At 59.3% G+C, this 23,606-nt stretch carries 24 protein-coding genes; 18 read left to right on the top strand and 6 right to left on the bottom strand.

Annotated features, from left to right (window positions below; all coding sequences use genetic code 11):
• Positions 1 to 3 precede the first annotated feature (3 nt).
• Complete coding sequence (locus ACR0FE_RS05510; RefSeq protein ID WP_170613455.1) at positions 4 to 867, top strand: glycosyltransferase family protein; 864 nt, start codon at positions 4 to 6, stop codon at positions 865 to 867.
• A 68-nt stretch (positions 868 to 935) separates the two neighbouring features.
• Here ACR0FE_RS05510 and ACR0FE_RS05515 read toward each other — a convergent pair whose 3' ends face one another.
• A complete protein-coding gene (locus tag ACR0FE_RS05515; protein ID WP_480911581.1) occupies positions 936 to 1,733 on the bottom strand; it encodes a phytanoyl-CoA dioxygenase family protein in 798 nt (265 codons plus the stop codon).
• Between the two features lie 85 nt (positions 1,734 to 1,818).
• Here ACR0FE_RS05515 and ACR0FE_RS05520 point away from each other — a divergent pair, with 85 nt between their 5' ends.
• Complete coding sequence (locus ACR0FE_RS05520; RefSeq protein WP_480911583.1) at positions 1,819 to 2,709, top strand: LysR family transcriptional regulator; 891 nt, start codon at positions 1,819 to 1,821, stop codon at positions 2,707 to 2,709.
• Positions 2,710 to 2,715: 6 nt separating this feature from the next.
• Here the strand turns inward: ACR0FE_RS05520 and irrA are convergent, their stop codons facing one another.
• Entirely contained in the window at positions 2,716 to 3,135 is a 420-nt protein-coding gene (gene irrA, locus ACR0FE_RS05525; protein WP_170619440.1) for an iron response transcriptional regulator IrrA, read from the bottom strand.
• 191 nt (positions 3,136 to 3,326) lie between these two features.
• On the opposite strand from irrA, the gene fabA reads away from it, so the two are divergent.
• From fabA to ACR0FE_RS05545, 4 genes are read left to right on the top strand one after another with little or no spacing between them, the layout of a single operon-like run.
• On the top strand, positions 3,327 to 3,836 hold the full coding sequence (fabA, locus tag ACR0FE_RS05530; protein ID WP_170807690.1) for a bifunctional 3-hydroxydecanoyl-ACP dehydratase/trans-2-decenoyl-ACP isomerase: 510 nt from the start codon (positions 3,327 to 3,329) through the stop codon (positions 3,834 to 3,836).
• A gap of 48 nt (positions 3,837 to 3,884) precedes the next feature.
• Positions 3,885 to 5,114 (top strand): beta-ketoacyl-ACP synthase I, encoded by a 1,230-nt coding sequence (fabB, locus tag ACR0FE_RS05535; RefSeq protein ID WP_170613465.1) that lies wholly within the window; start codon positions 3,885 to 3,887, stop codon positions 5,112 to 5,114.
• 5 nt (positions 5,115 to 5,119) lie between these two features.
• On the top strand, positions 5,120 to 5,911 hold the full coding sequence (locus ACR0FE_RS05540) for an enoyl-ACP reductase FabI (protein WP_480911586.1): 792 nt from the start codon (positions 5,120 to 5,122) through the stop codon (positions 5,909 to 5,911).
• 59 nt (positions 5,912 to 5,970) lie between these two features.
• The gene (locus ACR0FE_RS05545; protein WP_170613469.1) at positions 5,971 to 6,162 is read left to right on the top strand and encodes a hypothetical protein; all 192 of its coding nucleotides are present in this window, start codon (positions 5,971 to 5,973) and stop codon (positions 6,160 to 6,162) included.
• A 21-nt stretch (positions 6,163 to 6,183) separates the two neighbouring features.
• Here ACR0FE_RS05545 and ACR0FE_RS05550 read toward each other — a convergent pair whose 3' ends face one another.
• Entirely contained in the window at positions 6,184 to 6,612 is a 429-nt protein-coding gene (locus tag ACR0FE_RS05550; RefSeq protein ID WP_170678317.1) for an FKBP-type peptidyl-prolyl cis-trans isomerase, read from the bottom strand.
• Positions 6,613 to 6,738: 126 nt separating this feature from the next.
• Here ACR0FE_RS05550 and ACR0FE_RS05555 point away from each other — a divergent pair, with 126 nt between their 5' ends.
• The 9 genes from ACR0FE_RS05555 (at position 6,739) to ACR0FE_RS05595 (ending at position 14,933) form a co-directional block, all read left to right on the top strand.
• Complete coding sequence (locus tag ACR0FE_RS05555; RefSeq protein WP_480911589.1) at positions 6,739 to 7,425, top strand: haloacid dehalogenase type II; 687 nt, start codon at positions 6,739 to 6,741, stop codon at positions 7,423 to 7,425.
• The gene (locus tag ACR0FE_RS05560) at positions 7,425 to 8,252 is read left to right on the top strand and encodes an alpha/beta fold hydrolase (RefSeq protein WP_480911591.1); all 828 of its coding nucleotides are present in this window, start codon (positions 7,425 to 7,427) and stop codon (positions 8,250 to 8,252) included. Before ACR0FE_RS05555 ends, ACR0FE_RS05560 begins: the two co-directional genes overlap by 1 nt.
• Positions 8,249 to 9,223 carry a threonine ammonia-lyase gene (locus ACR0FE_RS05565; RefSeq protein ID WP_480911593.1) on the top strand — a complete coding sequence of 325 codons (975 nt, stop codon included), beginning with the start codon at positions 8,249 to 8,251 and terminating at the stop codon, positions 9,221 to 9,223. Before ACR0FE_RS05560 ends, ACR0FE_RS05565 begins: the two co-directional genes overlap by 4 nt.
• A gap of 59 nt (positions 9,224 to 9,282) precedes the next feature.
• Complete coding sequence (gene pcaD / locus ACR0FE_RS05570; protein WP_480911595.1) at positions 9,283 to 10,071, top strand: 3-oxoadipate enol-lactonase; 789 nt, start codon at positions 9,283 to 9,285, stop codon at positions 10,069 to 10,071.
• A 13-nt stretch (positions 10,072 to 10,084) separates the two neighbouring features.
• Positions 10,085 to 10,798 (top strand): alpha/beta fold hydrolase, encoded by a 714-nt coding sequence (locus ACR0FE_RS05575; RefSeq protein WP_480911597.1) that lies wholly within the window; start codon positions 10,085 to 10,087, stop codon positions 10,796 to 10,798.
• Between the two features lie 96 nt (positions 10,799 to 10,894).
• Positions 10,895 to 12,094: a TCR/Tet family MFS transporter gene (locus ACR0FE_RS05580; RefSeq protein WP_170613790.1), complete on the top strand. Its 1,200-nt coding sequence runs from the start codon at positions 10,895 to 10,897 to the stop codon at positions 12,092 to 12,094.
• 81 nt (positions 12,095 to 12,175) lie between these two features.
• Positions 12,176 to 13,270, top strand: a complete 1,095-nt coding sequence (locus ACR0FE_RS05585; RefSeq protein WP_480524953.1) for a Zn-dependent alcohol dehydrogenase — start codon at positions 12,176 to 12,178, stop codon at positions 13,268 to 13,270.
• 24 nt (positions 13,271 to 13,294) lie between these two features.
• Positions 13,295 to 14,527: a mandelate racemase/muconate lactonizing enzyme family protein gene (locus ACR0FE_RS05590; RefSeq protein WP_480911599.1), complete on the top strand. Its 1,233-nt coding sequence runs from the start codon at positions 13,295 to 13,297 to the stop codon at positions 14,525 to 14,527.
• A 112-nt stretch (positions 14,528 to 14,639) separates the two neighbouring features.
• Entirely contained in the window at positions 14,640 to 14,933 is a 294-nt protein-coding gene (locus ACR0FE_RS05595) for a metalloregulator ArsR/SmtB family transcription factor (protein ID WP_321254896.1), read from the top strand.
• On the opposite strand, the gene ACR0FE_RS05600 is transcribed toward ACR0FE_RS05595, so the two are convergent.
• Positions 14,930 to 17,926, bottom strand: a complete 2,997-nt coding sequence (locus ACR0FE_RS05600) for a cyclic nucleotide-binding domain-containing protein (RefSeq protein ID WP_480911903.1) — start codon at positions 17,924 to 17,926, stop codon at positions 14,930 to 14,932. The two genes, ACR0FE_RS05595 and ACR0FE_RS05600, sit on opposite strands and share 4 nt — an antisense overlap.
• Before the next feature lie 214 nt (positions 17,927 to 18,140).
• Here ACR0FE_RS05600 and ACR0FE_RS05605 point away from each other — a divergent pair, with 214 nt between their 5' ends.
• Entirely contained in the window at positions 18,141 to 18,530 is a 390-nt protein-coding gene (locus ACR0FE_RS05605; RefSeq protein WP_170816776.1) for a DUF3307 domain-containing protein, read from the top strand.
• Positions 18,531 to 18,540: 10 nt separating this feature from the next.
• Here the strand turns inward: ACR0FE_RS05605 and ACR0FE_RS05610 are convergent, their stop codons facing one another.
• Complete coding sequence (locus tag ACR0FE_RS05610; RefSeq protein WP_170613489.1) at positions 18,541 to 19,170, bottom strand: glutathione S-transferase; 630 nt, start codon at positions 19,168 to 19,170, stop codon at positions 18,541 to 18,543.
• Between the two features lie 24 nt (positions 19,171 to 19,194).
• A complete protein-coding gene (locus ACR0FE_RS05615; protein WP_170613491.1) occupies positions 19,195 to 19,692 on the bottom strand; it encodes a class I SAM-dependent methyltransferase in 498 nt (165 codons plus the stop codon).
• 233 nt (positions 19,693 to 19,925) lie between these two features.
• Here ACR0FE_RS05615 and ACR0FE_RS05620 point away from each other — a divergent pair, with 233 nt between their 5' ends.
• Together ACR0FE_RS05620 and ACR0FE_RS05625 are read left to right on the top strand one after the other, a co-directional pair.
• Positions 19,926 to 21,698, top strand: coding sequence for an ABC transporter ATP-binding protein (locus ACR0FE_RS05620; RefSeq protein ID WP_170613493.1), 1,773 nt, complete (start codon positions 19,926 to 19,928; stop codon positions 21,696 to 21,698).
• Positions 21,691 to 23,604, top strand: a complete 1,914-nt coding sequence (locus tag ACR0FE_RS05625) for an ABC transporter substrate-binding protein (RefSeq protein WP_480911603.1) — start codon at positions 21,691 to 21,693, stop codon at positions 23,602 to 23,604. Before ACR0FE_RS05620 ends, ACR0FE_RS05625 begins: the two co-directional genes overlap by 8 nt.
• Positions 23,605 to 23,606: the final 2 nt, after the last annotated feature.

Consider the following 23,606-nt stretch of genomic DNA (forward strand, 5'->3'; position numbering starts at 1 on the left):
GCGATGCACTACAAGACCCTCGACACATTTCTGCAGTCCGGCAGCGCCGCCCTCGCCAAGGGACCCGTTGCCCTGATCATCGCCGAGGACGACGTCGAACTTGACGGAACCATCCGCCACCATCTGAACCTTGGCTTCAAATCCCTGATCGCTTTGATGCCGCCGGAGTTTCAACTGGACCCGGAACTGTCCGAACGCATTCACCGGGTGGATCAGACCTGCGCGCCAAGAACCGTTGTCTTTGACGCCCTCAATCGGATCATCCAGGCCGCGCCGGGGTTGTGGCTGTACTACTGCTACAACGCCGAGTACCTGTTCTTTCCGTTTTGCGAGACCCGAAGCATCGGCGAAATGCTGACGTTCCACACCGAAGAACGCCGCAATGCGATGCTGTGCCACGTGATCGACCTTTATGCCGAGGACCTGACCGTATATCCCAACGGTGTCGCCCCCGATCACGCCATGCTGGACCGAACCGGATACTACGCGCACGCCCGCCACGATGCTGACGGACATCCGCTTGAACGCCAACTGGACATGTCAGGTGGCCTGCGGTGGCGGTTCGAGGATCACATCCCCTACGAACGCCGCCGCATTGACAGGATTTCCTTGTTCAAGGCGAAAAAGACCCTGACGCTTCTGCCGGACCACAGCTTTAACGAGGCGGAATACAACACGTATTCGTGCCCCTGGCATCATAACCTGACGGCCGCGATTTGTTCCTTCCGCGCCGCCAAGGCCCTTAAAAGCAATGCCGGTTCCACATTCGATATCCCGACCTTCCGCTGGCAGAATTCAGTGCCGTTTGAATGGACCTCGCAGCAATTGCTCGATCTGGGCCTGATGGAATCGGGACAATGGTTCTGACAAGCTTTTCGTCTGTTTGAAAATGCCGCAGTGGAAGCGCGGCATTGTGGCGATGGGGGCAGAGTCCCCTACCGCTGCAACAAGACCGGAAACCAGTCTTCGCGCAGACGTTGCCCCGGCTGCATGTCATGCCCCGGAAACGGGGGCGAAGTCCGGCCCGGGCGCTCGACATAGCGTGCGTCGTCACCGACCAGCCGCAACGAAAACGCCCGGCGGCGGCTGTCCGACTGATTGCCCCGCGCTCCATGCAGTGTGCGGTAATTGAAGGCGACCGCATCTCCCGGCTCCATCTCGAACTCGACGATCCGCATGCCTTCGGCATCCGGATCGGGCACGGGGATGTACTGGCCTTCATCCGCAAAGAACCCTTCCTCGGAAACCCATCGTGTCGGCAGGACTTCTTTTTCCCACCGGTGCGACCCGGCAACGCAGCGCAAGGTTGCCTGCTTGACCGGATCAAGTGGCGACCAGAAGCTGATCGTTTGCTGGCCATCAACAAAGTAATAGGGACCATCCTGGTGCCATGGGGTCGCCATCGAGGTTCCCGGCTCCTTGACCAGCACGTGATCATGAAACATCTGAACACTGCGCGACTGCATCAAGTCTGCAGCCACCTCGGCAGCCGGAGAGTTTCGGATCACGTCTTCAAATTGTCCGATTCGCGACCAGTTGCAGTAATCGTCAAAAAACAGTCCGGTCTCGCCCTGTTTATGGTTGTCGGACGCATACGGTCCAGGCTCGGCCATGTTTGCGGCCACCCCGTCGCGCAGAGCTTCCACGTGATCGGCAAATAGCCCTTTGATCAGGACCACGCCGTCTTCCTGAAAGGTGTCAATCATTTCCTGTGTAACAAGGGGGTGTGTCATCTCGGTCTCCGTGCGTTCCCTGCCCGATCTGCACATGAAAATTAATTCTGTTCAAATAATATCTTTCGAACCTAGAATTAAGGGCATGTTATACGTTACGCTCCGACATTATGAATATATCTGCGCAATCGGCCGCTACGGCAGCCTGTCTGCGGCGGCTCAGCAACTCAATGTCTCGCAACCCGCGCTGTCCACCGCCCTGACGCGGGTCGAGTCGCAATTGGGGTATCCGCTTTTTGCCCGCAAGCGAGGCGCCGCGATGGCCGTCACGCCACAGGGCCGCCGGTTTATCGGCGAGGCTGAGGCGCTGCTGGACCGTGCCGCGCGGCTGGAATCGTCGGACCAGACCAACACCGGCGCGGCGACGCTGCGGATCGGGTGTTTCGTGGACCTGGCCCCTTTCCTGATGGCTCCGGCTTTGCACCTTCTTCGGAATGCCCTGCCTGACGTCGCGATCACTTATCAGGTGGACGGATTCGAGGGACTGATTTCGGGAATGATAGATGGGCGCATTGACATTGCCCTGACCTATGGGCTGAGCATGGATGCCGGTTTCTCGCGGCGTATCCTGTTCGACAACATCCCCCACGCGGTGATGCCGCCCGAGCATATTCTGACGGGCAACGACACAATTTCACTGAAGGAATTGGAATCGCACCCCCTAATCCTGTCTCAGGAGGGTTTGTCGGCGCAGCATGTGCTGGGCCTGTTCCGGCAAAACGGGTTGTCGCCCACCGTCGCGCACCGCGCGGCCTCGCTGGAAATCCAGCGCAGCCTGGCCGCCCACGGTGAGGGAATCGCGATCAGCTACGCCATCCCGCACAGCCATTTCAGCTATGATGGGCGACCGCTGACCAGTAGGCCGATATCCAACCCGGAAGCGGCAGAACCCGTGGTTCTGGCACGTCACGGAACCGGTCCGGCGGACAGCAATGTTCAAAAGGCGGAACAGGCTCTGGCTGAACTCGGCTGGTGAGAGGAGTTACTGTGTTTTGCGAAGGCGGATAACAACGTCGACCGACGCGATCTCGACCCCTTCAGGCGCTTCGGGAAGACGCTGGATCACCAACTGATCCGAGGGCGCATCGCTCAGCCGGCCTTCGTCTTCCCAGAAGAAGTGCGGGTGGTCGTGCGTGTTGGTGTCAAAATAGCTTTTTGACCCGTCCACGGTGATTTCCTGCAGAACACCGGCGTCGCAAAAGGCGCGCAGCGTGTTGTACACGGTCGCCAGCGATACGGCGTCGCCATTTTTCTTCGCCGCATCAAACAGGCTTTCGGCGGTGACGTGACGGTGTTTTCCGTCGCCGACAAGCAGCTCAGCCAAAGCAACACGCTGGCGCGTCGGGCGCAATCCGGCGTCTACAAGCCAAGTCGTGGCTCTGTTCTGGCTTTGAGGTGTCATGATTTCCGATACCCGCAATTCTGGCTGACTTACATATAAGTGCTTCGCCCCCACAATTTCAAATGAAATTCATTCGCAAAGAATGGGCTGAGCGCGACATGATATGGACCAGAACTCTTGCAGGCCCTTGCAAACGGGTGCTAGACGAGGCCAGATATAAGGAACGGACCCCTGGCAGGAGAGGCGGCAGAATGGCCCAATTCCCGAGCAGTTTTGACAAGGATGATCTGCTGAAATGCGCCCGTGGCGAATTATTCGGCCCCGGAAACGCGCAATTACCTGCCCCACCGATGCTGATGATGGACCGGATCACCGACATTTCCGGCGATGGCGGCGAACATGGCAAAGGCCATGTGGTGGCAGAATTCGACATCAATCCTGACCTGTGGTTCTTTGACTGCCATTTCCCCGGCAACCCGATCATGCCAGGCTGTCTGGGTCTGGACGGGCTGTGGCAGCTGACCGGCTTCAATTTGGGCTGGCGCGGCTGGCAGGGTCGCGGATACGCATTGGGCGTGGGTGAGGTCAAGCTGACCGGAATGGTGCGCCCCGACCGCAAGATGCTGACATATTATGTGGATTTCACCAAAGCCGTACAAACCCGCCGTCTGACCATGGGTGTGGCGGATGGCCGGGTCGAAGCCGACGGCGAAGTGATTTATCAGGTCAAGGACATGAAAGTTGCGCTGTCCGAAAGCTGAACCCGGCTGACGGACTGGTAACAAGGAACGGAATACAGGAGTACGCATATGCGTCGCGTCGTCGTCACCGGTCTGGGGGTCGTTTCCTCGATCGGCAACAATGCCGAAGAGGTCCTCGCCTCGCTCAAGGCAGGTAAATCTGGGATCGAAGCCAACGAACAGATGGTCGAACACGGATTTCGCAGCCAGATCGCCGGAACGCTCAAGATCGACGTGGCCGAGCATGTGGACAAGCGTACCCTTCGTTTCATGGGCCCCGGCGCCGCATACGCGCACATCGCCATGAGCCAGGCGATCGAAGACGCCGGCCTGACCGAAGACCAGGTCGTCAACCCGCGCACGGGTCTTGTCGCCGGCTCCGGTGGACCATCGACCAGCGCCATGCTGACGGCGCATCAGACTGTGCTGAAAAACGGTGCGACAAAGCGGATCGGCCCCTTTGCAGTGCCGAAATGCATGTGCTCGACGATTTCGGCGAACCTTGCGACAGCGTTCAAGATCAAGGGTATCAACTATTCCATCACGTCGGCCTGCTCGACGTCGCTGCATTGTATCGGCAACGCGGCGGAACAGATCATGCTGGGCAAGCAGGATGTGATGTTTGCAGGCGGCGGCGAGGAACTGGATTGGACCCTGTCCTGCCTGTTCGACGCGATGGGTGCGATGTCCTCCAAATACAACGACACCCCCGAAAAAGCCTCGCGTGCATTCGATCAGAATCGCGATGGTTTCGTGATTTCCGGCGGCGGCGGCATCGTGGTTCTGGAAGACCTGGAACATGCACTGGCACGCGGCGCGAAGATCTATGCCGAGGTCACCGGTTATGCCGCGACGTCCGACGGACATGACATGGTTGCACCGTCCGGTGAAGGCGGCGAGCGTGCGATGCGCCTGGCCCTGTCCACCCTGCCCGAAGGCCGTAAGGTCGATTACATCAACGCCCACGGCACTTCGACCCCGGTCGGCGATGTGGGCGAGGTTGAGGCCGTTCGCCGTATCTTCGGTGAGGGCAGCGTACCGCCGATTTCGTCGACCAAATCGATGACGGGCCATGCGCAAGGCGCAGCCGGCGCGCTTGAGGCGATTTTCTGCCTTTTGATGCTGCAAAATGACTTCATTACTCCGTCGATCAATGTCGACACACTTTCCGACGGCATCCTGCCCGGTGAAATTGCAACTCAGGTGGTTGAAAACGCAGGCCTGGACAGCGTGATGACCAACAGCTTCGGCTTTGGCGGCACCAACGGCTCCATGATCCTGTCCAGGTATAACGGGTGACTATGATGTCGGATCTTCTCAAGGGCAAACGCGGCCTGATCATGGGCGTGGCAAATGACCGCTCGATTGCGTGGGGCATTGCCAAGGCGATGCATGAGGCCGGTGCCGAACTGGCGTTCACCTATCAGGGTGACGCGTTCGGAAAGCGTCTGGAGCCGCTGGCACAAAGCCTCGGCAGCGATTTCATGGTAGATGCGGACGTCACCGATGACGCATCGCTGGACCGCGCTTTCGGCGAGCTGGGTGAGCGATGGCCGACCATCGATTTCGTCGTGCACGCCATCGCCTATTCCGACAAGAACGAACTGACCGGCCGGTTTCTGAACACGACACGCGCGAACTTCAAACACTCGCTGGATGTCTCGGCGTATTCCTTTATCGAGGTCGCGCGCCGGGCATATCCACTTATGAAGGACAATGGTGGCACCTTGCTGACCCTGACCTATCATGGGTCCAACAAGGTTGTTCCCAACTACAACGTGATGGGTGTGGCCAAGGCGGCACTGGAATCGGCGACCCGCTACCTGGCCAATGATCTCGGCCCTGATGGTATTCGCGTCAACGCAATCTCTCCCGGGCCGATGAAAACGCTGGCCGGGGCCGCAATTGGCGGCGCGCGCAAGACCTACAAGTTCTGTGACCAGAACGCGCCGATGCGATCGAACGCGACGCTTGAGGCCGTGGGCGGCACTGCGGTCTATCTGGCGTCGGACGCCGGGTCCTGCACATCAGGCGAAATCATCCGTGTCGATGGCGGTTTCCATATCCTTGGAATGCCGCAGCCCGAGGCGATGTGACCATATCTTTCCCTGCCGACGCCTAGATTTGACCATCTTTCGGCGGCAGGGATTGGCTTATGAGCAAGCTAGACCAGATCATTGCAAACAACGCGCGCGGACCTCAGGTCCGGCGCAAGTCGGGACTCCTGACCAATCGGGGTCGTGTCATGTTACTGACGCTGACATCCCTTCTGGTGCTGTTTGTCTTTTTGACTCAGCCACCGGTGCGTGAAGCTGTGGATCGCCTTATCGGCATGATTGCAGGCTGACAGTCTTTTCGCCTTTTCCGGTCAGTTTACCGAAACCACCTCAATCTCAAAGATCAGGTCCTGTCCCGCCAGGGGATGGTTCCCGTCAAGAGTAACAGTGGCCTCGTCTGCATCGACAACGGTAACAGGCAAGGCTTGCCCGTCAGGTGTCTGCATCTGCAGCTGAGTACCAGGCTCCAGCGGAATATCATCCGGGATGCCTTCGCGCGGGATGGCCTGGCGCATCGCCGGGTTGATCGGCCCATAGGCTTCCACACAGGCGATTTCGACCCGTTTCTTGTCGCCTGCCGCCAGGCCCGGCATGGCCGTGTCGAGGCCGGGAATGATCTGGCCCGAGCCTACGACGAACTCAAGCGGATCGCGCCCCTCGGAACTGTCAAAGACGGATCCGTCCAGCAAGGTGCCGGTATAATGGATGCGCACTGTGTCGCCTTGTTTGATTTCAGTCATATTGAACTCCGACCGGGTAAGGAATGAACCGGTCAACCTAGGGTATGACACGATAATGTAAACCCTTGCCCCTTTAACCCACGAAACTCCTGTGCCAACCTGCCGCCGAACGGCAGTGAGGGTCCGATGGTAATTTCCACCTGTGTTTTTGATGCCTATGGTACGTTGTTCGATGTCACCGCCGCCGCAAGGCAGGCCGCAGGTGAACCGGAGTTCGAGGCGCTGCAGCAGAAATGGCCCGAGCTGGCCAATTTCTGGCGCCTGAAACAGCTGCAATATACCTGGTTGCGGGCGATAACAGACGCGCATGCCGATTTTTGGGACGTGACGCAGGACGGGCTTGATTGGGCATTGGAAGCCACGGGGCTAGATGGCAATGCCGCCCTGCGACAGAGGCTACTGGATTTGTACTGGCAACTGCAGTCCTATCCGGAAGTGCCCGAGATGCTGAGGGCATTGAAAGCGGGTGGTTTACAGACCGCTATCCTGTCCAACGGATCCCCGCCGATGCTGGAAGGTGCTGTGCTGTCGGCCGGCGTCGGCGATCTGCTGGACGACGTGCTGTCGGTCGAAACTGTTGGTGTCTTCAAACCACATGCGAAAGTCTACGACCTTGTGCAGCAACGCTTTGGCTGTGAACGCGATCAGGTCCTGTTCGTCAGCTCCAATGGCTGGGACGCCGCCGGAGCCAGCGGATACGGTTTCGTGACTGCCTGGGTCAACCGTGCAGGCGAACCCCAGGACCGATTGCCGTGGACGCCCGCTCATGTCATGTCCGACCTGACTTCGATCCCAAAGCTGGCCGGTCTTTGATGCCGTTTTTCACGACCTCGGACAACAGGCGCACTTATTATGAGGACAATGGCACAGGCGCTCCGGTCCTGTGTCTGGCAGGATTGACGCGCAATGGTCGGGATTTTTCTTTCCTTGCGCCCCACATGGCCGATTACCGCATGATCAAAATGGATTATCGCGGGCGAGGTCACTCCGATCATGACCCGGACCACGCGAACTACAACATCCAGCGCGAGGCGTTGGACGCAATCGAATTGCTGGATCATCTGGCCCTCGACCGGGTGGTCATTCTGGGGACGTCCCGCGGCGGTTTGATCGCGATGGCGCTGGCAATCAGCCACCGCCACCGGCTGGCGGGCGTTATCCTGAACGATGTCGGCCCGGTTATTGGACCTGCAGGCATTGCCAAGATCATGGAATACGTCGGCAAACCGCCGGTTTCCAGAACACTGGATCAGGCGGCACGGCAACTGAAACAGGCTATGGACCCTCATTTCCCCGGTGTCCCTCTGAGCATCTGGCGACGGCAGGCCGAGTTTCAGTACGAAGATCAGGGCGGGCATCTGTCGTTGCGCTACGACCCCGCCTTGCGGACCGCGCTGATCGAACAGTCCGCTGCCGGGGTGGTGCCGGATTTGTGGCCGTTGTTCGAGGCCTTGCGCGATTTGCCGGTTGGTGTCATCCGTGGCGCAAACTCGGACATTCTGGGAAAGGAAACACTTACCCAAATGCAAACTCGTCACCCCGGGCTTATCGTGGCTGAGGTGCCGGACCGTGGGCATGTTCCCTTTCTGGACGAGCCCCCTTCGCTGACCGTCATTCGCAAAGTACTGGACGCCGCATGAGCACCATTGATCTGATCGAAGCCGCCGCCACCCGACTGCAGGGACATGTGCGGGAAACACCGATCCTGACCTCGCCCTTTCTGGACGAAATCGCAGATCGGCGGGTGCTGGTGAAACCCGAATGCCTGCAACATACCGGCAGTTTCAAGTTTCGCGGCGCGTGGTCGGCAATCTCGGCGCTGGAAGAAAGTGACCGGCAGCGCGGCGTCATTGCCTATTCCTCGGGCAACCATGCGCAGGGGGTTGCGCTGGCCGCGTCCCGGCACGGGATATCATCGGTCATCATCATGCCCTCAGACGCGCCACGGCTGAAGATCGAAAACACCCGCGCATTGGGGGCCGAGGTTGTTCTCTACGACCGAACAACCGAAAGTCGCGAGGAGATCGGAGAAGGTCTGGCGCAGGAGCGTGGGCTGACGCTGATCCGGCCCTACGACGAACCGCAAGTAATCGCCGGACAGGGCACCACGGGGCTTGAGATTGCGCGTCAGGCAGCCGAAGCCGGGGTTGCCAATGCGGACGTTCTGGTGTGTTGCGGCGGCGGCGGCCTGTCATCGGGCATTGCCTTGGCTTTGGAAAAACACGCGCCTGACCTGCGGGTTCGCCCGTGCGAGCCGGAAGGCTTTGATGATGTCAAACGATCGTTGGAAAGCGGCCGCATCGAAAAGAACGCGGCGGCAGCGGGCAATCTGTGCGATGCAATCCTGACCCCCCAACCCGGCCAGATCACCTTTCCGATCCTTCAGCGTTTGTGCGGTCCCGGGCTGGCGGTATCCGAGGAAGAAGCCCTGCGGGCAATGGCGCAGGCGTTTTTGCGCCTCAAGATCGCGCTGGAACCGGGCGGGGCCGTGTCGCTGGCGGCAGCCCTGTTCCGCAAGGACGAGATTCAGGGCGACGCGGTCATTGTAGTGGCATCCGGCGGAAATGCCGATCCGCAAGTTTTTGGCCAGGCGTTGGAATTCCTGACCTGACAGCAGGCGGCAATCCGTGCAAGTTGACCCCGAACTGTGAATCGACAGGGACCGAAATCATGCAAATCGCCGATCTTGGTGACGTGCAACTGCATTACCAAACGGACGGCAACCCGGACGGGGCACCGATCGTGTTTGCCAATTCCCTTGGGACCGATCTGCGCCTTTGGGACAGCGTCCTGCCGCATCTGCCGGATGGCCTGCGGATCATCCGTTTCGACAAGCGTGGTCACGGATTGTCTTCGCAGCCTCCCGGCCCGTATTCGATGGGCGCCTTGATAAGGGATACCGAGGCCCTTCTGGACCATCTTGGTGTCCGGAATTGCGTGTTCGTCGGCCTGTCCATCGGCGGCATGATCGCCCAAGGCCTGGCCGTCAAAAGGATGGATCAAATCCGCGCGCTGGTTCTATCAAACACCGCCGCCAAAATCGCGACCCCGGCCATCTGGCAGGATCGCATGGCCGCGGTGCGAGCTGGCGGGATCGAAGCGCTGGCCGATGCAACGATGGAACGGTGGTTTTCGAAGGCTTATCGCACATCGGCGGATCATCTGCTGTGGCGCAACATGATGGTTCGCCAACCGGTCGAAGGTTATCTGGGGTGCTGCGCCGCCATATCGGGCACCGATTTCTATACGCCGACCAGCGGATTGCGCCTGCCCACATTGGGCATCGCCGGCAGCGAGGACGGCTCGACCCCGCCCGATCTGGTCAGAGAAACAGTCGACCTGATCCCCGGCTCCCGGTTTGAACTGATGCGCAAGGCGGGACATCTGCCCTGTGTCGAACACCCGAAGCAATACGCCGCCTTGTTGCGACGCTTCCTGTCCGATGTCGGACACATCTGAAGGAGAGACGACTGTGGCGGATTTTTTGCTGATCCACGGGTCCTGTCATGGCGCATGGTGCTGGCGCGATCTTATACCTGCACTTGAACGTTTGGGGCATTCCGCCCATGCCATTGATCTGCCCAGCCACGGTTCCGACCCGACCCGCATCTGCGAGGTTACGCTGGACGGGTGTCGGGACGCTGTTCTGGCGGCCACAACACCGGAAACACTCATCGTCGGGCATTCCTGGGGCGGATATCCGATCAGCGCCGCCGCCGAGGCTCAGCCAAACGCAATGCGGGGCCTGATCTATCTTTGCGCGTATGTGCCGCACGACGGTTTGTCGATGGTCGAGATGCGAAAACGCGCGCCCCGGCAACTGATTGTTGACGCCGTGGACAAATCTGCCGACGGCCTGTCCTACACCGTCCATCCAGACCGGGTGCAGGATCTGTTTTATCACGACTGCCCGACCGGCACGACCCAATATGCGCTGGCACGAATGTGCCCTCAGCCGATCCGGCCTCAGGACACCCCTTTGCCGCTGTCCGCAAGACACGCCGGCGTCAAAAAGGCATATATCCGTACAACCGACGATCATACGATACCGACCGAATATCAGGAAACGATGAGCCACTGCGCGCCGCCGAACCTGCGTCACACCATCGACAGTTCGCATTCACCGTTTTTCGCGCAGCCGGAAAAGCTGGCCAAACTGTTGAGCGAGATCGAGCATGGGCTCTGAACCCGGCTGACCGGACGTCACGACACGGTACAGGGATGTTCCCTTCCCTGCGGCCGGTCGCTAGGGTCCGCGCAGAAACCAATGAAACCGGTACTCATGCGTCTGCCATTTCTGTTTGTTCTCAGCATCGTGATGATCGACGCCATGGGCATCGGTCTGGTGATGCCCATCATGCCCGAACTGATCCTCGAGGTTCAGGCAGGAACGCTGGCCAGTGCTGCAATCTGGGGCGGGATTCTCAGCACCGCATTCGCTGCAATGCAGTTTGTATTCAGTCCAATTCTGGGAAATCTTTCGGATGCTTACGGGCGGCGCACGGTTCTTCTGGTGTCGCTGTTTGTCATGGCGCTGGACTACGTGGTCATGGCGGTTGCAGGCAGTATCTGGCTGCTTCTTGCCGGGCGCATCATTGGCGGCATCACCGCCGCCACCCACGCAACCGCGGCGGCTTTCATGGCGGACGTGTCAAAGCCACACGAGAAAGCCGCCAATTTCGGGCTGATCGGGGCGGCCTTTGGCGTTGGCTTCGTGCTTGGGCCGGTACTGGGCGGTGTGCTGAGTGAATACGGAACCCGCGCGCCGTTCTGGGCGGCGGCGGGGTTGTCTGCGCTGACCTTCGTCGTCGGTCTGTTCGTCATGCCGGAAACGATCACGGACAAGACCCGGCGCGCATTCAGCTGGCGACGTGCCAATACCGCAAATTCGTTGCGCGCCATCGCCGGACTGCCGGGAATTCGACCTTTGTTGTGGGTCTATTTCCTGTATTCGGTGTCAATCTATGTCTACCCCGCAATCTGGTCGTATTTCACGACTGAGCGCTTTGGCTGGTCACCGCAGATGATCGGGGTGTCGCTTGGGGTCTACGGCATGGCCATGGCGGCCGTGCAGGGCGGTCTGATCCGCCCGGCCACGCGATATCTGGGCGAGCGGGCAACCATCATCTACGGCATGGGATTCGAGATAATCAGTTTCTTGCTGTTGGCGTTTCTGACCAACGGAACTGTCGCCCTGATCCTGATCCCGATCACGGCCTTTGGCGCCGTGATCACCCCGGCCCTGCAGGCCATGATGTCGCGGGCCACACCGGATTCCCAACAGGGCGAACTGCAGGGCGTTCTGACCTCACTCCATGCTCTGTCGATGATTATCTCTCCCTTGCTGATGACCGGCGTATTCGCGCATTTCGTGCGACCGGACACAGCTATCTATTTGCCCGGTGCGCCGTTTCTTCTTGCCCTTGTGCTGATGATTGCAGGTTTCGTGCTGTTTTCCCGGGCGCGCCCGCTTGTGGCGTAACAACGACATCGCGATGACGGATTCCGCCTTGCAGCCTGCGCGCCATAACGCCACCGTGTGCGAAAGGGAGAGTTAACAACAATGCAAACCATCAAAGCCGCTGTATGCCATGCGTTCGGGGAACCGCTTGTCATTGAAGATGTCCGGATTTCGGCTCCGGGCAATGGCGAGGTCGAAGTGACCCTGCACGCCGTCGCGATCTGTCATTCCGACATAACATACGCCAGTGGCGCCTGGGGCGGGTTTCTGCCTGCCGTTTATGGGCACGAGGCGGCTGGCATCATATCGGCGGTGGGCAAGGACGCAGGCGGGTTCCAGGTCGGCGACCCGGTCGTTGTCACGCTGATCCGGGCCTGCGGGTCCTGCCCGTCCTGCGCAGGTGGCAAACCCACGATCTGTGAAACCCCTTACGACACGGTCAAGGGTCCGCTACGTACAGCCGATAACGGTCCGCTTGAACAGGCCATGGCCTGCGGCGCTTTTGCGGAAAAGGTGGTCGTCAGCCACAGGCAGATCGTCAAAATCCCGGAAACGCTGCCCAAGGACGTTGCCAGCCTGTTGTCCTGCGGCGTGATCACAGGCGTTGGCGCAGCCGTCAACGCAGCCGGTTTGCGCCCGGGTCAGGACGTAGTCGTGATTGGCGCCGGGGGCGTAGGCCTGAACGCGATACAGGGCGCGCGGCTTGCTGGGGCGCGGCGCATCGTGGCTGTAGACATGACCGAAGAGAAACTGGAAATCGCCAAAGAGTTTGGCGCGACTCATGGCGTGCTGGGCAGCCTGGACGAGCCGTGGAAGGCTGCATACAAGGCTTTGGGCGGGCGCGGGGCGGATGCGGTTCTGATCACCGTTGGCGCGATACCGGCCTATGATCAGGCCCCGCGTTACCTTGGGCGCGGCGGCAAGGCGGTCATGATCGGCATGCCGCATTCCGGCGATCAGTCCACCTACGAACCCGTCATCCTTGCCGCATTGGGACAGGGCCTGGTCGGATCGAAAATGGGCGATGTAGTCATTCAGCGCGACATCCCCTGGATGATCGACCTGTACGAACAGGGGCGGCTGAAGCTGGATGAACTGATCTCGGGGCGCTGGACGCTGGACCAGATCAACGAGGCGATTGCCGACACGAAGACCGGCTCGGCCAAACGCAACGTCATTATCTTCGACCAGAACTAACGCGACTCGGCAGGAGGGCAGCTGATGAAACTGCAGGATCTCGACATTATCGTCACGGCCCCTCCGGCCCCCGGCTGGGGCGGACGGTACTGGATACTGGTCAAGGTCACGACCGATACCGGGATCACCGGGTGGGGGGAATGCTACGCCTCGTCGGTTGGCCCGGAGGCCATGAAACATGTCATCCGGGACGTGTTCGAACGGCATATGCTGGGCGAGAACCCGGAAAACATCGAGCTGATGTTCCGCCGCGCCTATTCAAGCGGCTTCACCCAGCGTCCGGACCTGACGGTCATGGGCGCGTTTTCCGGGCTTGAAATCGCGTGCTGGGACATCTTGGGCAAGGACCGGGACCGCCCGGTTTACGCCCTGCTAGGCGGGCTGATGAATGAACGCATTCGCGCCTATACCTATCTGTACCCCCTGCCCCGGCACAATCTGACCGATTTCTGGACGTCACCCGATCAGGCGGCGGAAAGCGCGGCCGAAATGGTCCGGCGCGGCTTCACCGCGGTTAAGTTCGACCCGGCTGGTCCTTACACGATGCGCGGCGGCCATATGCCGGCGATGTCCGATATCTCGATGTCGGTGGCGTTCTGCAAAGCCATACGCGAGGCAGTCGGGGACAAGGCCGACCTGCTGTTCGGCACCCACGGCCAGTTCAACACGGCGGGGGCCATCCGACTGGGTCAGGCGCTCGAGCCGTACTCGCCACTCTGGTTCGAAGAACCCACACCGCCGGACATGATCGAAGACATGGCGCGCGTTGCCCGCAACGTCCGCATTCCGGTGGCCACAGGCGAGCGGATGACCACAAAGGCCGAGTTCGGGGCGGTTCTGCGGGCTGGCGCGGCGGAAATCCTGCAACCCGCGCTGGGGCGCGCAGGTGGGATATGGGAGATGAAGAAAGTCGCCGCCATGGCCGAAATCTTCAATGCACAGTTGGCGCCACATCTTTACGCGGGGCCTGTGGAATGGGCCGCGAACATCCATCTGGCCGCATCCATACCCAACTTGTTGCTGCTGGAAACCATTGAAACCCCGTTCCACAACCAGTTGATCAACGGCAGTTTGCAGGTGGACAATGGATTCGTGATCCCGCCCACTGCTGCCGGCCTCGGGATCGACGTCAATGAAGAACTGGCCCGCGCGCACCCCTATACCGGGGATGGCCTGCACCTGCAGATGCAGGAGGCACCTTGTGACTACGTCAACGGCAACGCCTTTCAGGGCGGCGCCCCGGCTGTCGAGGGGTGACAATCACGACTGTAATCAGGCATAATGCTGACAATACAGACTAGTAGACAGGTCGCGCGTGACGTTCAAGGAAGTGCAGTCCCAACAACCAAGCCCTGAAAAACCTGCAGATATGAGCGAAAGCGCCGCCCGCGCGGCCGCATTCCTCAAGACGCTGGCCCATGAAGGCCGATTGATGATCCTGTGCCATCTGGGCGATGGCGAAAAATCTGTAGGGCAACTGGAGGAGCTGTTGCAGCTAAGGCAAGCGGCAGTCAGTCAGATGCTTGCCCGCTTGCGCGAGGAAAACCTGGTCTCGACCCGCCGGGATGGCAAAACAATCTACTACACACTGAAAGACGGCAACACCGCACAGGTCATCACGTTGCTCTATGACCTGTTCTGCAACCCCGACGGCGGCATCTAGTTCGAAACGTAACCGGCAATGACCTGCAACAGCTTGAACGCAGTTGCGGCATCGTTTTCGACGACGGCAAGGAATTCTTCTTCACCGATACGCAGGCAGGACAGATCGGTTTCGGCAATCATGCTCAGCGCGCGCGGCTCTTTGCGGATCAGACCAAGTTCGCCAACCAGCGCGCCGGGTCCGACCTTGGTGATCAGCTGATCCGGTTCGTCCTTTTGCGGCAGATACAAACCCGCCTCGCCCTCAAGAACAACGTAGGCCCCATCCGTCGGCTGGTCGTCTTTCAGAAAGATCACTTCGCCTTTCGCGGCCTCAAACCAGCGCGCACCAAATGCAAGCAGGCGCAGCTGTCTGCGGTTCAGACCCGAGAACAATGGCGTCTGCTCCAATGCCCGCAGTTTGCGCGCAAGGTCGGCTGAGGCGGCGCTGTCTTCCTCCACGTCGATCGGTCCCTCCCCTGAAACGACACGACCTTGCCTGATTTCCACATGCATGTCGAATGCATCCGGATTCTGGAACTGATCGTTCAGGTAGACAACCGTGGTCTCCGGCAGCAACTCGCGCAGGTTCTTGTAGACCGCCACTTTCGTTTTCATGTCATAACTGGCCAGCGCGTTTTCAAGAACCAGAACGTCCGGCTTCTTGATCGTTGCACGGGTAAAGGCCAATGGTTCGGCAAAAACCGCCGGAAGGTTTTGCCCACCGAGGGCAACCGGAACGTTGTAGATCAGTTCGATCACCAGCGGACGCGCGCCTTTTTCGGACAGCACATCGACAATCACCTTGCGCAACTCGTCGGACCGGGCCCCTCCAACCTGGCTGACCTTGCCAAAAAGGGCGTTCTCCATCACGGTCAGCCCCGGTGCAAACTCGCCCTCATCCAGCGGCACGAAGACGTCATGCAATGTCTCAAGCAGTTTGTCAGAATGGCTGTGACGCAACTCGAGAATCCGGTCCTTCAGTTCATTGGTAAAGGCCGGCCCGATCTGTTCGGCCGAGATCACCAACGGCACCGCCAGCAGGTTTGCCAGCTGTTCATCGTTCAGCCCTGTCGCGCCTTCGTCCCGGGTGCGGTCTATCAGCTCGACCGCGGCCTCATAGGTCTGGGCTTCAAGGCCAAGTTTGCGGAACAGAGGGTGATCGGTTCCATCCAGCCCAAAGATCTGGCGCAGCATGTCGATCACGTCCCGGGTCAGGCTGACCAGCGTTTCATCCAGTCCGAGTTCGCGTAATTGCCCAAGAAACACGGATTGGCGCGCCAGAAGATCCTGCGTGACCCGGACGCGCGGGGTGGCAAACAGCAGGTTTTCGGCCACAGGCAAAGCCGGGTTATAGATATCTCGACCGAAAATCAGCGCCTGCTGTTCCAACCCATTCTGCTGAACGGCCTGCTGCACTACCGGGCGCAGTTCGACCAGTTTTGCCGCCAGCTCGGGGTGCTCGGCTGCATCGAATGTCTGCTCGCTGCCCCGCTGGAACAGGGCCGCACCCGAGCCCATACCCTCGACCAGTTGCAGCCACCACGCACGCAGTGCCTGCGCATTGTCCAGACCGGCCAGTGAGGGATCCAGCCAATCTGCCCGGAACGGGTCCGGGCTGTTTCCGGCGCGCTGGGTTTCGGCGAATCCGGGGTCGGCCGGCCCGTCCGACAACGGCTTGAACCGCATCGGCATCATGACGTTGTCGCCCAGCGTTCCCTGAAACATCACGGGCCGCGACGTGGCATATCCGATCCGAGCCGCCACAACCCCCTGATGCATATCGGCCAGGTTCTGCCCGCCGATTTCAACGCGCCCGGCACTTGGCAGGATTTCCCGCGTCAGCAGTTCCGCCAATGCACGCCGGTCTTCCTCGCTGGGGGCGGAAATACCAACCGTCTTTCCACCCGGAAACGTAAGATTCAGATCGTCCAGCACCTGATTTCCATCCATATCGCGCACCGAGACATGGTTCAGATGGATATCACCGTTCAGATGCGGGCGTGTTTCAGGCTCGCCGTCGAATAGTCTTTCATCCAGCATTCCCGAAGGCGCAAAGCGTTCGACCACCACGTCCCAGCGCAGGGACATGTCCTGTGTCTGGTTGTAATATGTCAGCAGTTCCTTCCATGGGGAACTCAGGTCCTTGTAGGCAGCCAAGGCCGCGACCAGCGCCCCCAGCGAGACCGACCCCTGAAGCACAAGAAGCCCGCCAACCAGATAGAACATGAACGGCGTCAGCTGCGAGATGAAGTTGTTTATGAATTTCATAAAAAACTTCTTCTGGTAGATCTCGAACCGGATGCCGAACAGCCGCCCCAGCTGATCCGAGACCATCGCGCGACGATACCGCCAGCCGCCGTTTGACCGCAATGTCGATGCGCCCGCCGCGTTTTCACCAATCTGGGCCGCAAGCACGCGCACTTCCTGAATGCGTTTCTTGTTCAGCAGATTGATCTGCTGCTGCAGGCGCGGGATAAGCCAGGCCTGCAAGGGGATCAGCGCCACTGCTGCCAATCCGAACCAGACGCTTTGCAGAAACAGGAACGACAGGATCGTGATCATCTGTCCGGCCTGCAACACCGGCTGGCTGATCGCATCGCCCATCAACCCGCCCATCGGTTCGCTTTCGGCTGTGACCATCGAGACCAGTTCACCCTGGCTGACCCGTTCGAAATAGGGTTGTGGAAAACGCAGCGCGCTGTTGATCAGCTGATAGCGGAACCGGCGCAACATCCGTTCGCTAAGGATCCCCTTCATCGTGTTGATGCGCATCTTCATCAAACCATGCGCCAGAACCGAGGCCAGAAATGCAAAGCACAGGATGATCAGGAAATTGGTCTGCGTCAGGCTGTAGCCCCAGACCTCGACCACGCTGCTGGTTGCGCCGATGGCGTCATTGATGATGCGCTTGGGCAGTTCCAGCGTCAGGTAAAGCAATGGAAACAGCGTCGCCGTCACGGCCAGCAACACCAGCTGATCGCGTTTGGAGTACTTCCAAATAAACCGGAAAATCGTTCTTTCTATTGAACCCGCCCCTACTTCAGGTCATCGACCCGTACGTCATGGTAATCTTTAAATTCAGCAGTACGAATTTACCGCAATCCCAACAAAAGACGCAAATAGTTTCCAATTGATCGAAAATTCCCCCCTTGTGTGAACTAGTTCATTTGCGCGAGCCCAATTTAGCACCTAGAGTTTGAGACAGACTGATATGGGGAAGGCGATTTTGACTGCTACACTTGGCGCGGTGTTGCTGATGATCTGCTTATTGCAGGTCAAACATATGTTCGCGGATTTTTATCTCCAGACAGCAAAAATGCTGTCGGGCCGCGGGGAATATATGCATTTGGGACGCGCGCAGCATGCAGCGGTGCATGCGGCGGGGTCTGCTATTGTGTTTCTGCTGTTCGGGACCGCGATAGCTTTCATCCTTGTTATCGCCGTTCTGGAATGGTTCGTGCATTTCAACATAGACTTTGCCAAGGCCCGGTACTCGGACAAGCGGCAACTGCAACCCAATCAGGCGGCATTCTGGCGGGCTGCCGGGCTGGATCAGTTCATGCACAACCTGACTTACGTCGCCATGGTCTGGGCCTGGGTGGTCTACGCTTCCTGAAACCTTGGCTTCAAAGGTTGGCGCTGGGTCGTTCCTTGATCCCCTCGAACCATGCCAGCGTCGCCGTGTTTTCCTGAGGTATGCGCGTTCTGATGACCCGCGCAAAATCTACAAAAACAAAAGCCGAAATATCCGCCAGTGAAAACTCTGCCCCGGCCAAGAATGCGCTGTTTCGCAAGCGCTGCTCCAGAAGATCGAAAAACTGTGCTACACGGTCGGTGCCGCGCTGCGCCAGTTTGGGGATCTGCGCGTAGTTGACCGGTCCTGGGATCGCCCGGTCCCGAAAGAAGGGATTGGTGTTGCGCAGCACTTCGGCAATCGGGGCGCCGCCCTGTTGCTCGACAATACTGTTCCACATCAGAACAAGGCCCTTATCGTCCGGACCACGGCCCAACAAAGGCGGATTGGGAAAGCGCGCTTCAAGATAGGCAGCGATTCCAAGGTTTTCGGTCAGGACTGTGCCGCCATCCGTCACCAGAACCGGCACCGTTGCCCTTGGATTTACCGCTTTGAAATCGTCGCTCAACTGCTCTCGATCAGCGATCGAGATGTGCCGGGTTTCAATATCAAGCCCTTTTTCAGCGATGAACATGCGAGCCCGGCGCGGGTTGGGGGCGGTTGAGCAGTCATAAAACAGCATTGGCGCTCTTTCCTGTGGCCCGGATCAGCGGCGATAAATGAAACAGCGGCCTTCCACAGCACCTGCCGGCAGCGGCACTTCGGTTAGGGCCTGGAAATACATGCGATCACTGGACACCATCAATCCGCCCTCGGCCAGCAGCGGCTCGATCAGCGGCGATACAAATCGTGCGAACGCATCGTTCTTGGCCCTGTTATGCCCGCCCAGATCCGCATGTATCAAGCTGGCCGATGCGCCAAAACGGTCGACCGACGCGGGCAGAGTTTCCCGCACGTCGCCAAGGATCACCCGATCGTCGGGCGGTGTGGACTCCGGGTGCGACGCAACCGCCCGTTCAAAAACATAAACCGGGCGATCCTGAATACGACCGATCATGTGATGATAGGTTCGCCCGTTGCCCAGCCCGAGCTCAAACACGGGACCCGGCATGCTGCGGGTTTGCGCAATGGCAAAATCCAGGCAGGCGCGCTGTGACACCATGCGGTCGATGAACAGATCCAGACGGCTTTGATTGTCGGACACGGGGCAAGTCTCTCCTTGATGGCAGTCGACAGACAAGATGTGGCCGACACTGCCCTAGATGACAAGAACTCAAGACTTTGTGTAGATAAATTGCCCCCGGTTTCACGTTTCCGCGACGTTTGGGCCCAAGAACGGTTTGACTATGCGGCACTAACCGCGCGAAACTGAGCCAAAAAACACAGGGAGTTGAACAAGCCGATGCCGACCTACGGTCAAACAGGTGGTAAACCTGCATGAATGCTTTGTTGTCTGTCCAAGACCTCAGCATTGGCTTTGGCAGTGCGGAATCTGTTGTCAAAGGCGTGAATTTTGACGTCGAGGCGGGGCAAACGCTTGCTTTGGTCGGAGAATCCGGATCGGGCAAAACCATTTCCTGCCGGGCAGCGTTGCGCATTCTACCGCGCACGGCCCAGATTCGCAGCGGAACAATTACCTTGAATGATTCCAAGGGTCTGGTGGACCTGACCCGAATCAACGAACGCCAGATGCGCGATATTCGCGGCAATCGCGTTTCGATGATATTTCAGGAGCCGATGCGATCCCTCTCTCCATTGCACAAGATCGGCAATCAGGTCAGCGAGGTTCTCTGGCTGCATCGCGGTGCGTCCGAGGCGCAGGCTCGCAAAGAGGTTCTGACCCAGTTCGAGCGCGTCGGGTTTCCCGACCCTCAGCGGGCATATGATTCTTACCCTTTCGAATTGTCCGGCGGCATGCGGCAGCGGGCGATGATCGCCATGGCGATGGTCTCGAAACCCGAATTGCTGATCGCAGATGAACCGACCACCGCGCTGGACGTGACGACGCAGGCGCAGGTTCTGGGGCTGATCAAGGAGCTACAAAAAGAAACCGGCATGGCGCTGATCCTGGTCACGCATGACTTGGGCGTTGTCGCCAACATGGCCGAGCAGGTTGTCGTCATGCACAAGGGTCGCGTGATGGAGGCCGGTCCGGCCGAGCCGATGCTGAATGCGCCCGCGCACCCATACACGCGGCAACTGTTTGATGCCGCACCGGAAATCCCGGACAAGGATGCCGTCGGCCTGCCGATGCCGCAGGATGATCTGATCCTGCAGATGAAGGACGTCAGCAAGACTTACACCATGCGTTCAAGCAAGGGTTGGCAGGACGACAAGAAAATCTTCGCCTGTCAGGGTGTCGATCTGCAGCTGGCCCGGGGCAAAACGCTGGCCGTTGTAGGCGAAAGCGGGTCAGGCAAGACCACCGCCGCCCGCATCGCCTTGGGCGCCGAGCTACCTGATCCGGGCGGCGAAGTGCTGTTCCGCACTTCGGCTGATGCCGATCCGATCACGGTCCACAAGATGACACGCGCACAGCGCACCGCGTTTCAACGCAATGCGCAGATGGTGTTTCAGGATCCCTACAGTTCGCTTAGCCCGCGCATGCGCATTCAGGACGCCATGACCGAGCCGTTGGAAATCCACCGCATCGGGTCTGTTTCCGAACAGCGGGACAAGGCGGCCGAGATGCTGCAACGGGTCGGTTTGAACGCGGACATGCTCAAACGCTACCCGCATGCGTTTTCCGGTGGTCAGCGCCAGCGCCTGTCGATTGCCCGCGCCATGATGCTGGACCCGTTGCTGATCGTCTGTGACGAGCCGACCTCAGCACTGGACGTGTCGGTGCAGGAACAGATCCTGACATTGCTGGAGAATCTACAGGACAGTCTGAACCTGTCCTATTTCTTCATCTCCCACGACCTTGCCGTCGTGGCGCGCATCGCTGATGAGGTCGCCGTGATGCGACGGGGACTGATCGTCGAACAAGCCCCGCCTGAGACCCTGTTTTACAATCCCCGCCACCCTTACACCAAAGCGCTGATTGCCGCTCAACCGGAACCTGACATCAACCGCCCCATCGACCTGAAACTGGTCGCTTTGGGCGCGGGGGCACCGAGCAGCTGGGAAGAAGCCTTTCGTTTCTCTGACACCGTGGTACCCTCATTGATAGAGCTGGAGCCCGGCCATAAGGTACGTTGCCATGTTTAAAACCACTCGTCCCCTGTTTCTGGCCGCGTCGCTGGCCCTGACCTGGATGCTGCCCGCCACGGCAGAGACCGTTCCGACACCACAGGAAAGCGAATTCTGGGCCACTGAAGTCAACGCAGGCAACCTGCCCCCGGTTCAGGAGCGTTTGCCGAAGGACCCCCTGATCGTTGATCTGGCCGCAAAGGGGCGTGAATTCGGCACGCCCGGCGGAACTTTGCGCACGATGGTGACGCGATCCAAGGACATCCGCCAGATGGTCGTCTATGGGTATGCCCGCCTGGTCGGTTTCGACCAGAATTATGAAATTGTCCCGGACCTGCTGGCCTCATTCGACAACGAAGACAACCGCAAGTTCACGCTGCATCTGCGCGAAGGGCACAAATGGTCCGACGGCTCTCCCTTCACCTCGGAAGATTTTCGCTACTGGTGGGAGGATGTGGCCAACAATGAACTTCTCAGCCCCTCCGGTCCGCCGGATTTCCTGCAAGTCGAAGGCAAGTTGCCGACCGTGACTTTCCCGGACGAGCAGACAATCATTTACGAATGGGACGATCCGAACCCGAATTTCCTGCAATCTTTGGCGCAGGCCCGCCCCCCCTTCATTTACCGCCCGTCCGCCTTCCTCAAGCAATATCATGAGAAGTTTGCAGATGCCGAAGATCTGGCCTTTCAGGTTGACGATGCAAGGGTCAAAAGCTGGGCCGCGCTGCACAACAAGCTGGATAACCTCTATAAATTCGACAACCACGAACTGCCAACCCTGCAGCCCTGGCTGAACGCGAGCTCGGGCAAGAAGATCCGGCACAACTTTGTCCGCAACCCTTACTATCACCGCATCGACTCCAAGGGCGTGCAACTGCCCTATATCGATGTGGTCGAGATGGAGATCGTCGCCCCCGGCCTTGTTGCAGCTAAGACCAACGCGGGTGAGACCGATTTGCAGGGGCGCGGGCTGGCTTTCCGTGACGCATCAATCCTGAAAAAGGGTGAGGAGAAGGGGAACTACAAGACACTGCTTTGGAAAACTGGGGTGGCGTCACAGATCGCAATCTACCCGAACCTGAATTACTCGGATGATGGCTGGCGCGAAGTGTTGCGCGATGTGCGCGTGCGCCGCGCCCTTTCACTCGCAATTGACCGCCAGACGATCAACCAGGCGCTTTACTTCAAACTGGCCCAGCCCGGTGCGATGTCGGTGCTGCCTGCCTCACCTTTCTACAACGAAGAAAATGCACAGGCCTGGGCGCAGTTCGACATCGAGCAGGCCAATGCCCTTCTGGACGAGGCCGGGCTGGACAAGCGGGATAACAATGGAATCCGATTGCTGCCTGACGGACGTCCGATGGAACTGGTGATCGAAACCGCTGGCGAACGGCAAGAGGTTGAAAACGCATTGCAGATCGTCACCGACACCTGGCGCGAAGTTGGCGTCAAGCTGGTCATGCGCCCGCTGGACCGGGACATCCTGCGCAACCGCGTCTTCTCGGGCAATACGATGGCATCCGTCTGGTTCGGCTGGGATGACGGTATCCCGCAAAATCACACTTCCCCCGCCTACCTGGCCCCGACCGATCAGGTATTTCTGGCGTGGCCGAAATGGGGGCAGTATCATCAGACAGGTGGCGAAGCGGGCGAGTCACCAGACATGCCTGAGGCAGAGCGGTTGATGGAACTGGCCCACAAATGGGAAATCGCCACAACCGACAAAGAGCGTCAGGCCGTCTGGACCGAAATGCTGAAAATTCATGCCGACCAGCTTTACGCCATCGGTATTCTGAACGGTGCACCGCAACCGATCGTGGTTTCGAACCGTCTGCGCAATGTACCTCAGCAAGCCATGTGGGCATGGGAACCCGGTGCGCATTTCGGCGTCCACCGGCCAGACGAGTTCTTTTTCGCCGACTGACA

It is taken from the genome of Ruegeria sp. K7, from assembly GCF_056531785.1.

What these genes read in the sequence shown, in the direction of transcription:
- ACR0FE_RS05565 (WP_480911593.1), top strand. Translation starts at nt 8,249, where the DNA reads ATGAGCACCATTGATCTGATCGAAGCCGCCGCCACCCGACTGCAGGGA.
- ACR0FE_RS05580 (WP_170613790.1), top strand. Translation starts at nt 10,895, where the DNA reads ATGCGTCTGCCATTTCTGTTTGTTCTCAGCATCGTGATGATCGACGCC.
- ACR0FE_RS05550 (WP_170678317.1), bottom strand. Translation starts at nt 6,612, where the DNA reads ATGACTGAAATCAAACAAGGCGACACAGTGCGCATCCATTATACCGGC.
- ACR0FE_RS05520 (WP_480911583.1), top strand. Translation starts at nt 1,819, where the DNA reads ATGTTATACGTTACGCTCCGACATTATGAATATATCTGCGCAATCGGC.
- pcaD (WP_480911595.1), top strand. Translation starts at nt 9,283, where the DNA reads ATGCAAATCGCCGATCTTGGTGACGTGCAACTGCATTACCAAACGGAC.
- ACR0FE_RS05625 (WP_480911603.1), top strand. Translation starts at nt 21,691, where the DNA reads ATGTTTAAAACCACTCGTCCCCTGTTTCTGGCCGCGTCGCTGGCCCTG.
- ACR0FE_RS05515 (WP_480911581.1), bottom strand. Translation starts at nt 1,733, where the DNA reads ATGACACACCCCCTTGTTACACAGGAAATGATTGACACCTTTCAGGAA.
- fabB (WP_170613465.1), top strand. Translation starts at nt 3,885, where the DNA reads ATGCGTCGCGTCGTCGTCACCGGTCTGGGGGTCGTTTCCTCGATCGGC.
- ACR0FE_RS05540 (WP_480911586.1), top strand. Translation starts at nt 5,120, where the DNA reads ATGTCGGATCTTCTCAAGGGCAAACGCGGCCTGATCATGGGCGTGGCA.
- ACR0FE_RS05610 (WP_170613489.1), bottom strand. Translation starts at nt 19,170, where the DNA reads ATGCTGTTTTATGACTGCTCAACCGCCCCCAACCCGCGCCGGGCTCGC.
- ACR0FE_RS05510 (WP_170613455.1), top strand. Translation starts at nt 4, where the DNA reads ATGCACTACAAGACCCTCGACACATTTCTGCAGTCCGGCAGCGCCGCC.
- ACR0FE_RS05595 (WP_321254896.1), top strand. Translation starts at nt 14,640, where the DNA reads ATGAGCGAAAGCGCCGCCCGCGCGGCCGCATTCCTCAAGACGCTGGCC.
- irrA (WP_170619440.1), bottom strand. Translation starts at nt 3,135, where the DNA reads ATGACACCTCAAAGCCAGAACAGAGCCACGACTTGGCTTGTAGACGCC.
- ACR0FE_RS05620 (WP_170613493.1), top strand. Translation starts at nt 19,926, where the DNA reads ATGAATGCTTTGTTGTCTGTCCAAGACCTCAGCATTGGCTTTGGCAGT.
- fabA (WP_170807690.1), top strand. Translation starts at nt 3,327, where the DNA reads ATGGCCCAATTCCCGAGCAGTTTTGACAAGGATGATCTGCTGAAATGC.
- ACR0FE_RS05560 (WP_480911591.1), top strand. Translation starts at nt 7,425, where the DNA reads ATGCCGTTTTTCACGACCTCGGACAACAGGCGCACTTATTATGAGGAC.
- ACR0FE_RS05590 (WP_480911599.1), top strand. Translation starts at nt 13,295, where the DNA reads ATGAAACTGCAGGATCTCGACATTATCGTCACGGCCCCTCCGGCCCCC.
- ACR0FE_RS05555 (WP_480911589.1), top strand. Translation starts at nt 6,739, where the DNA reads ATGGTAATTTCCACCTGTGTTTTTGATGCCTATGGTACGTTGTTCGAT.
- ACR0FE_RS05585 (WP_480524953.1), top strand. Translation starts at nt 12,176, where the DNA reads ATGCAAACCATCAAAGCCGCTGTATGCCATGCGTTCGGGGAACCGCTT.
- ACR0FE_RS05545 (WP_170613469.1), top strand. Translation starts at nt 5,971, where the DNA reads ATGAGCAAGCTAGACCAGATCATTGCAAACAACGCGCGCGGACCTCAG.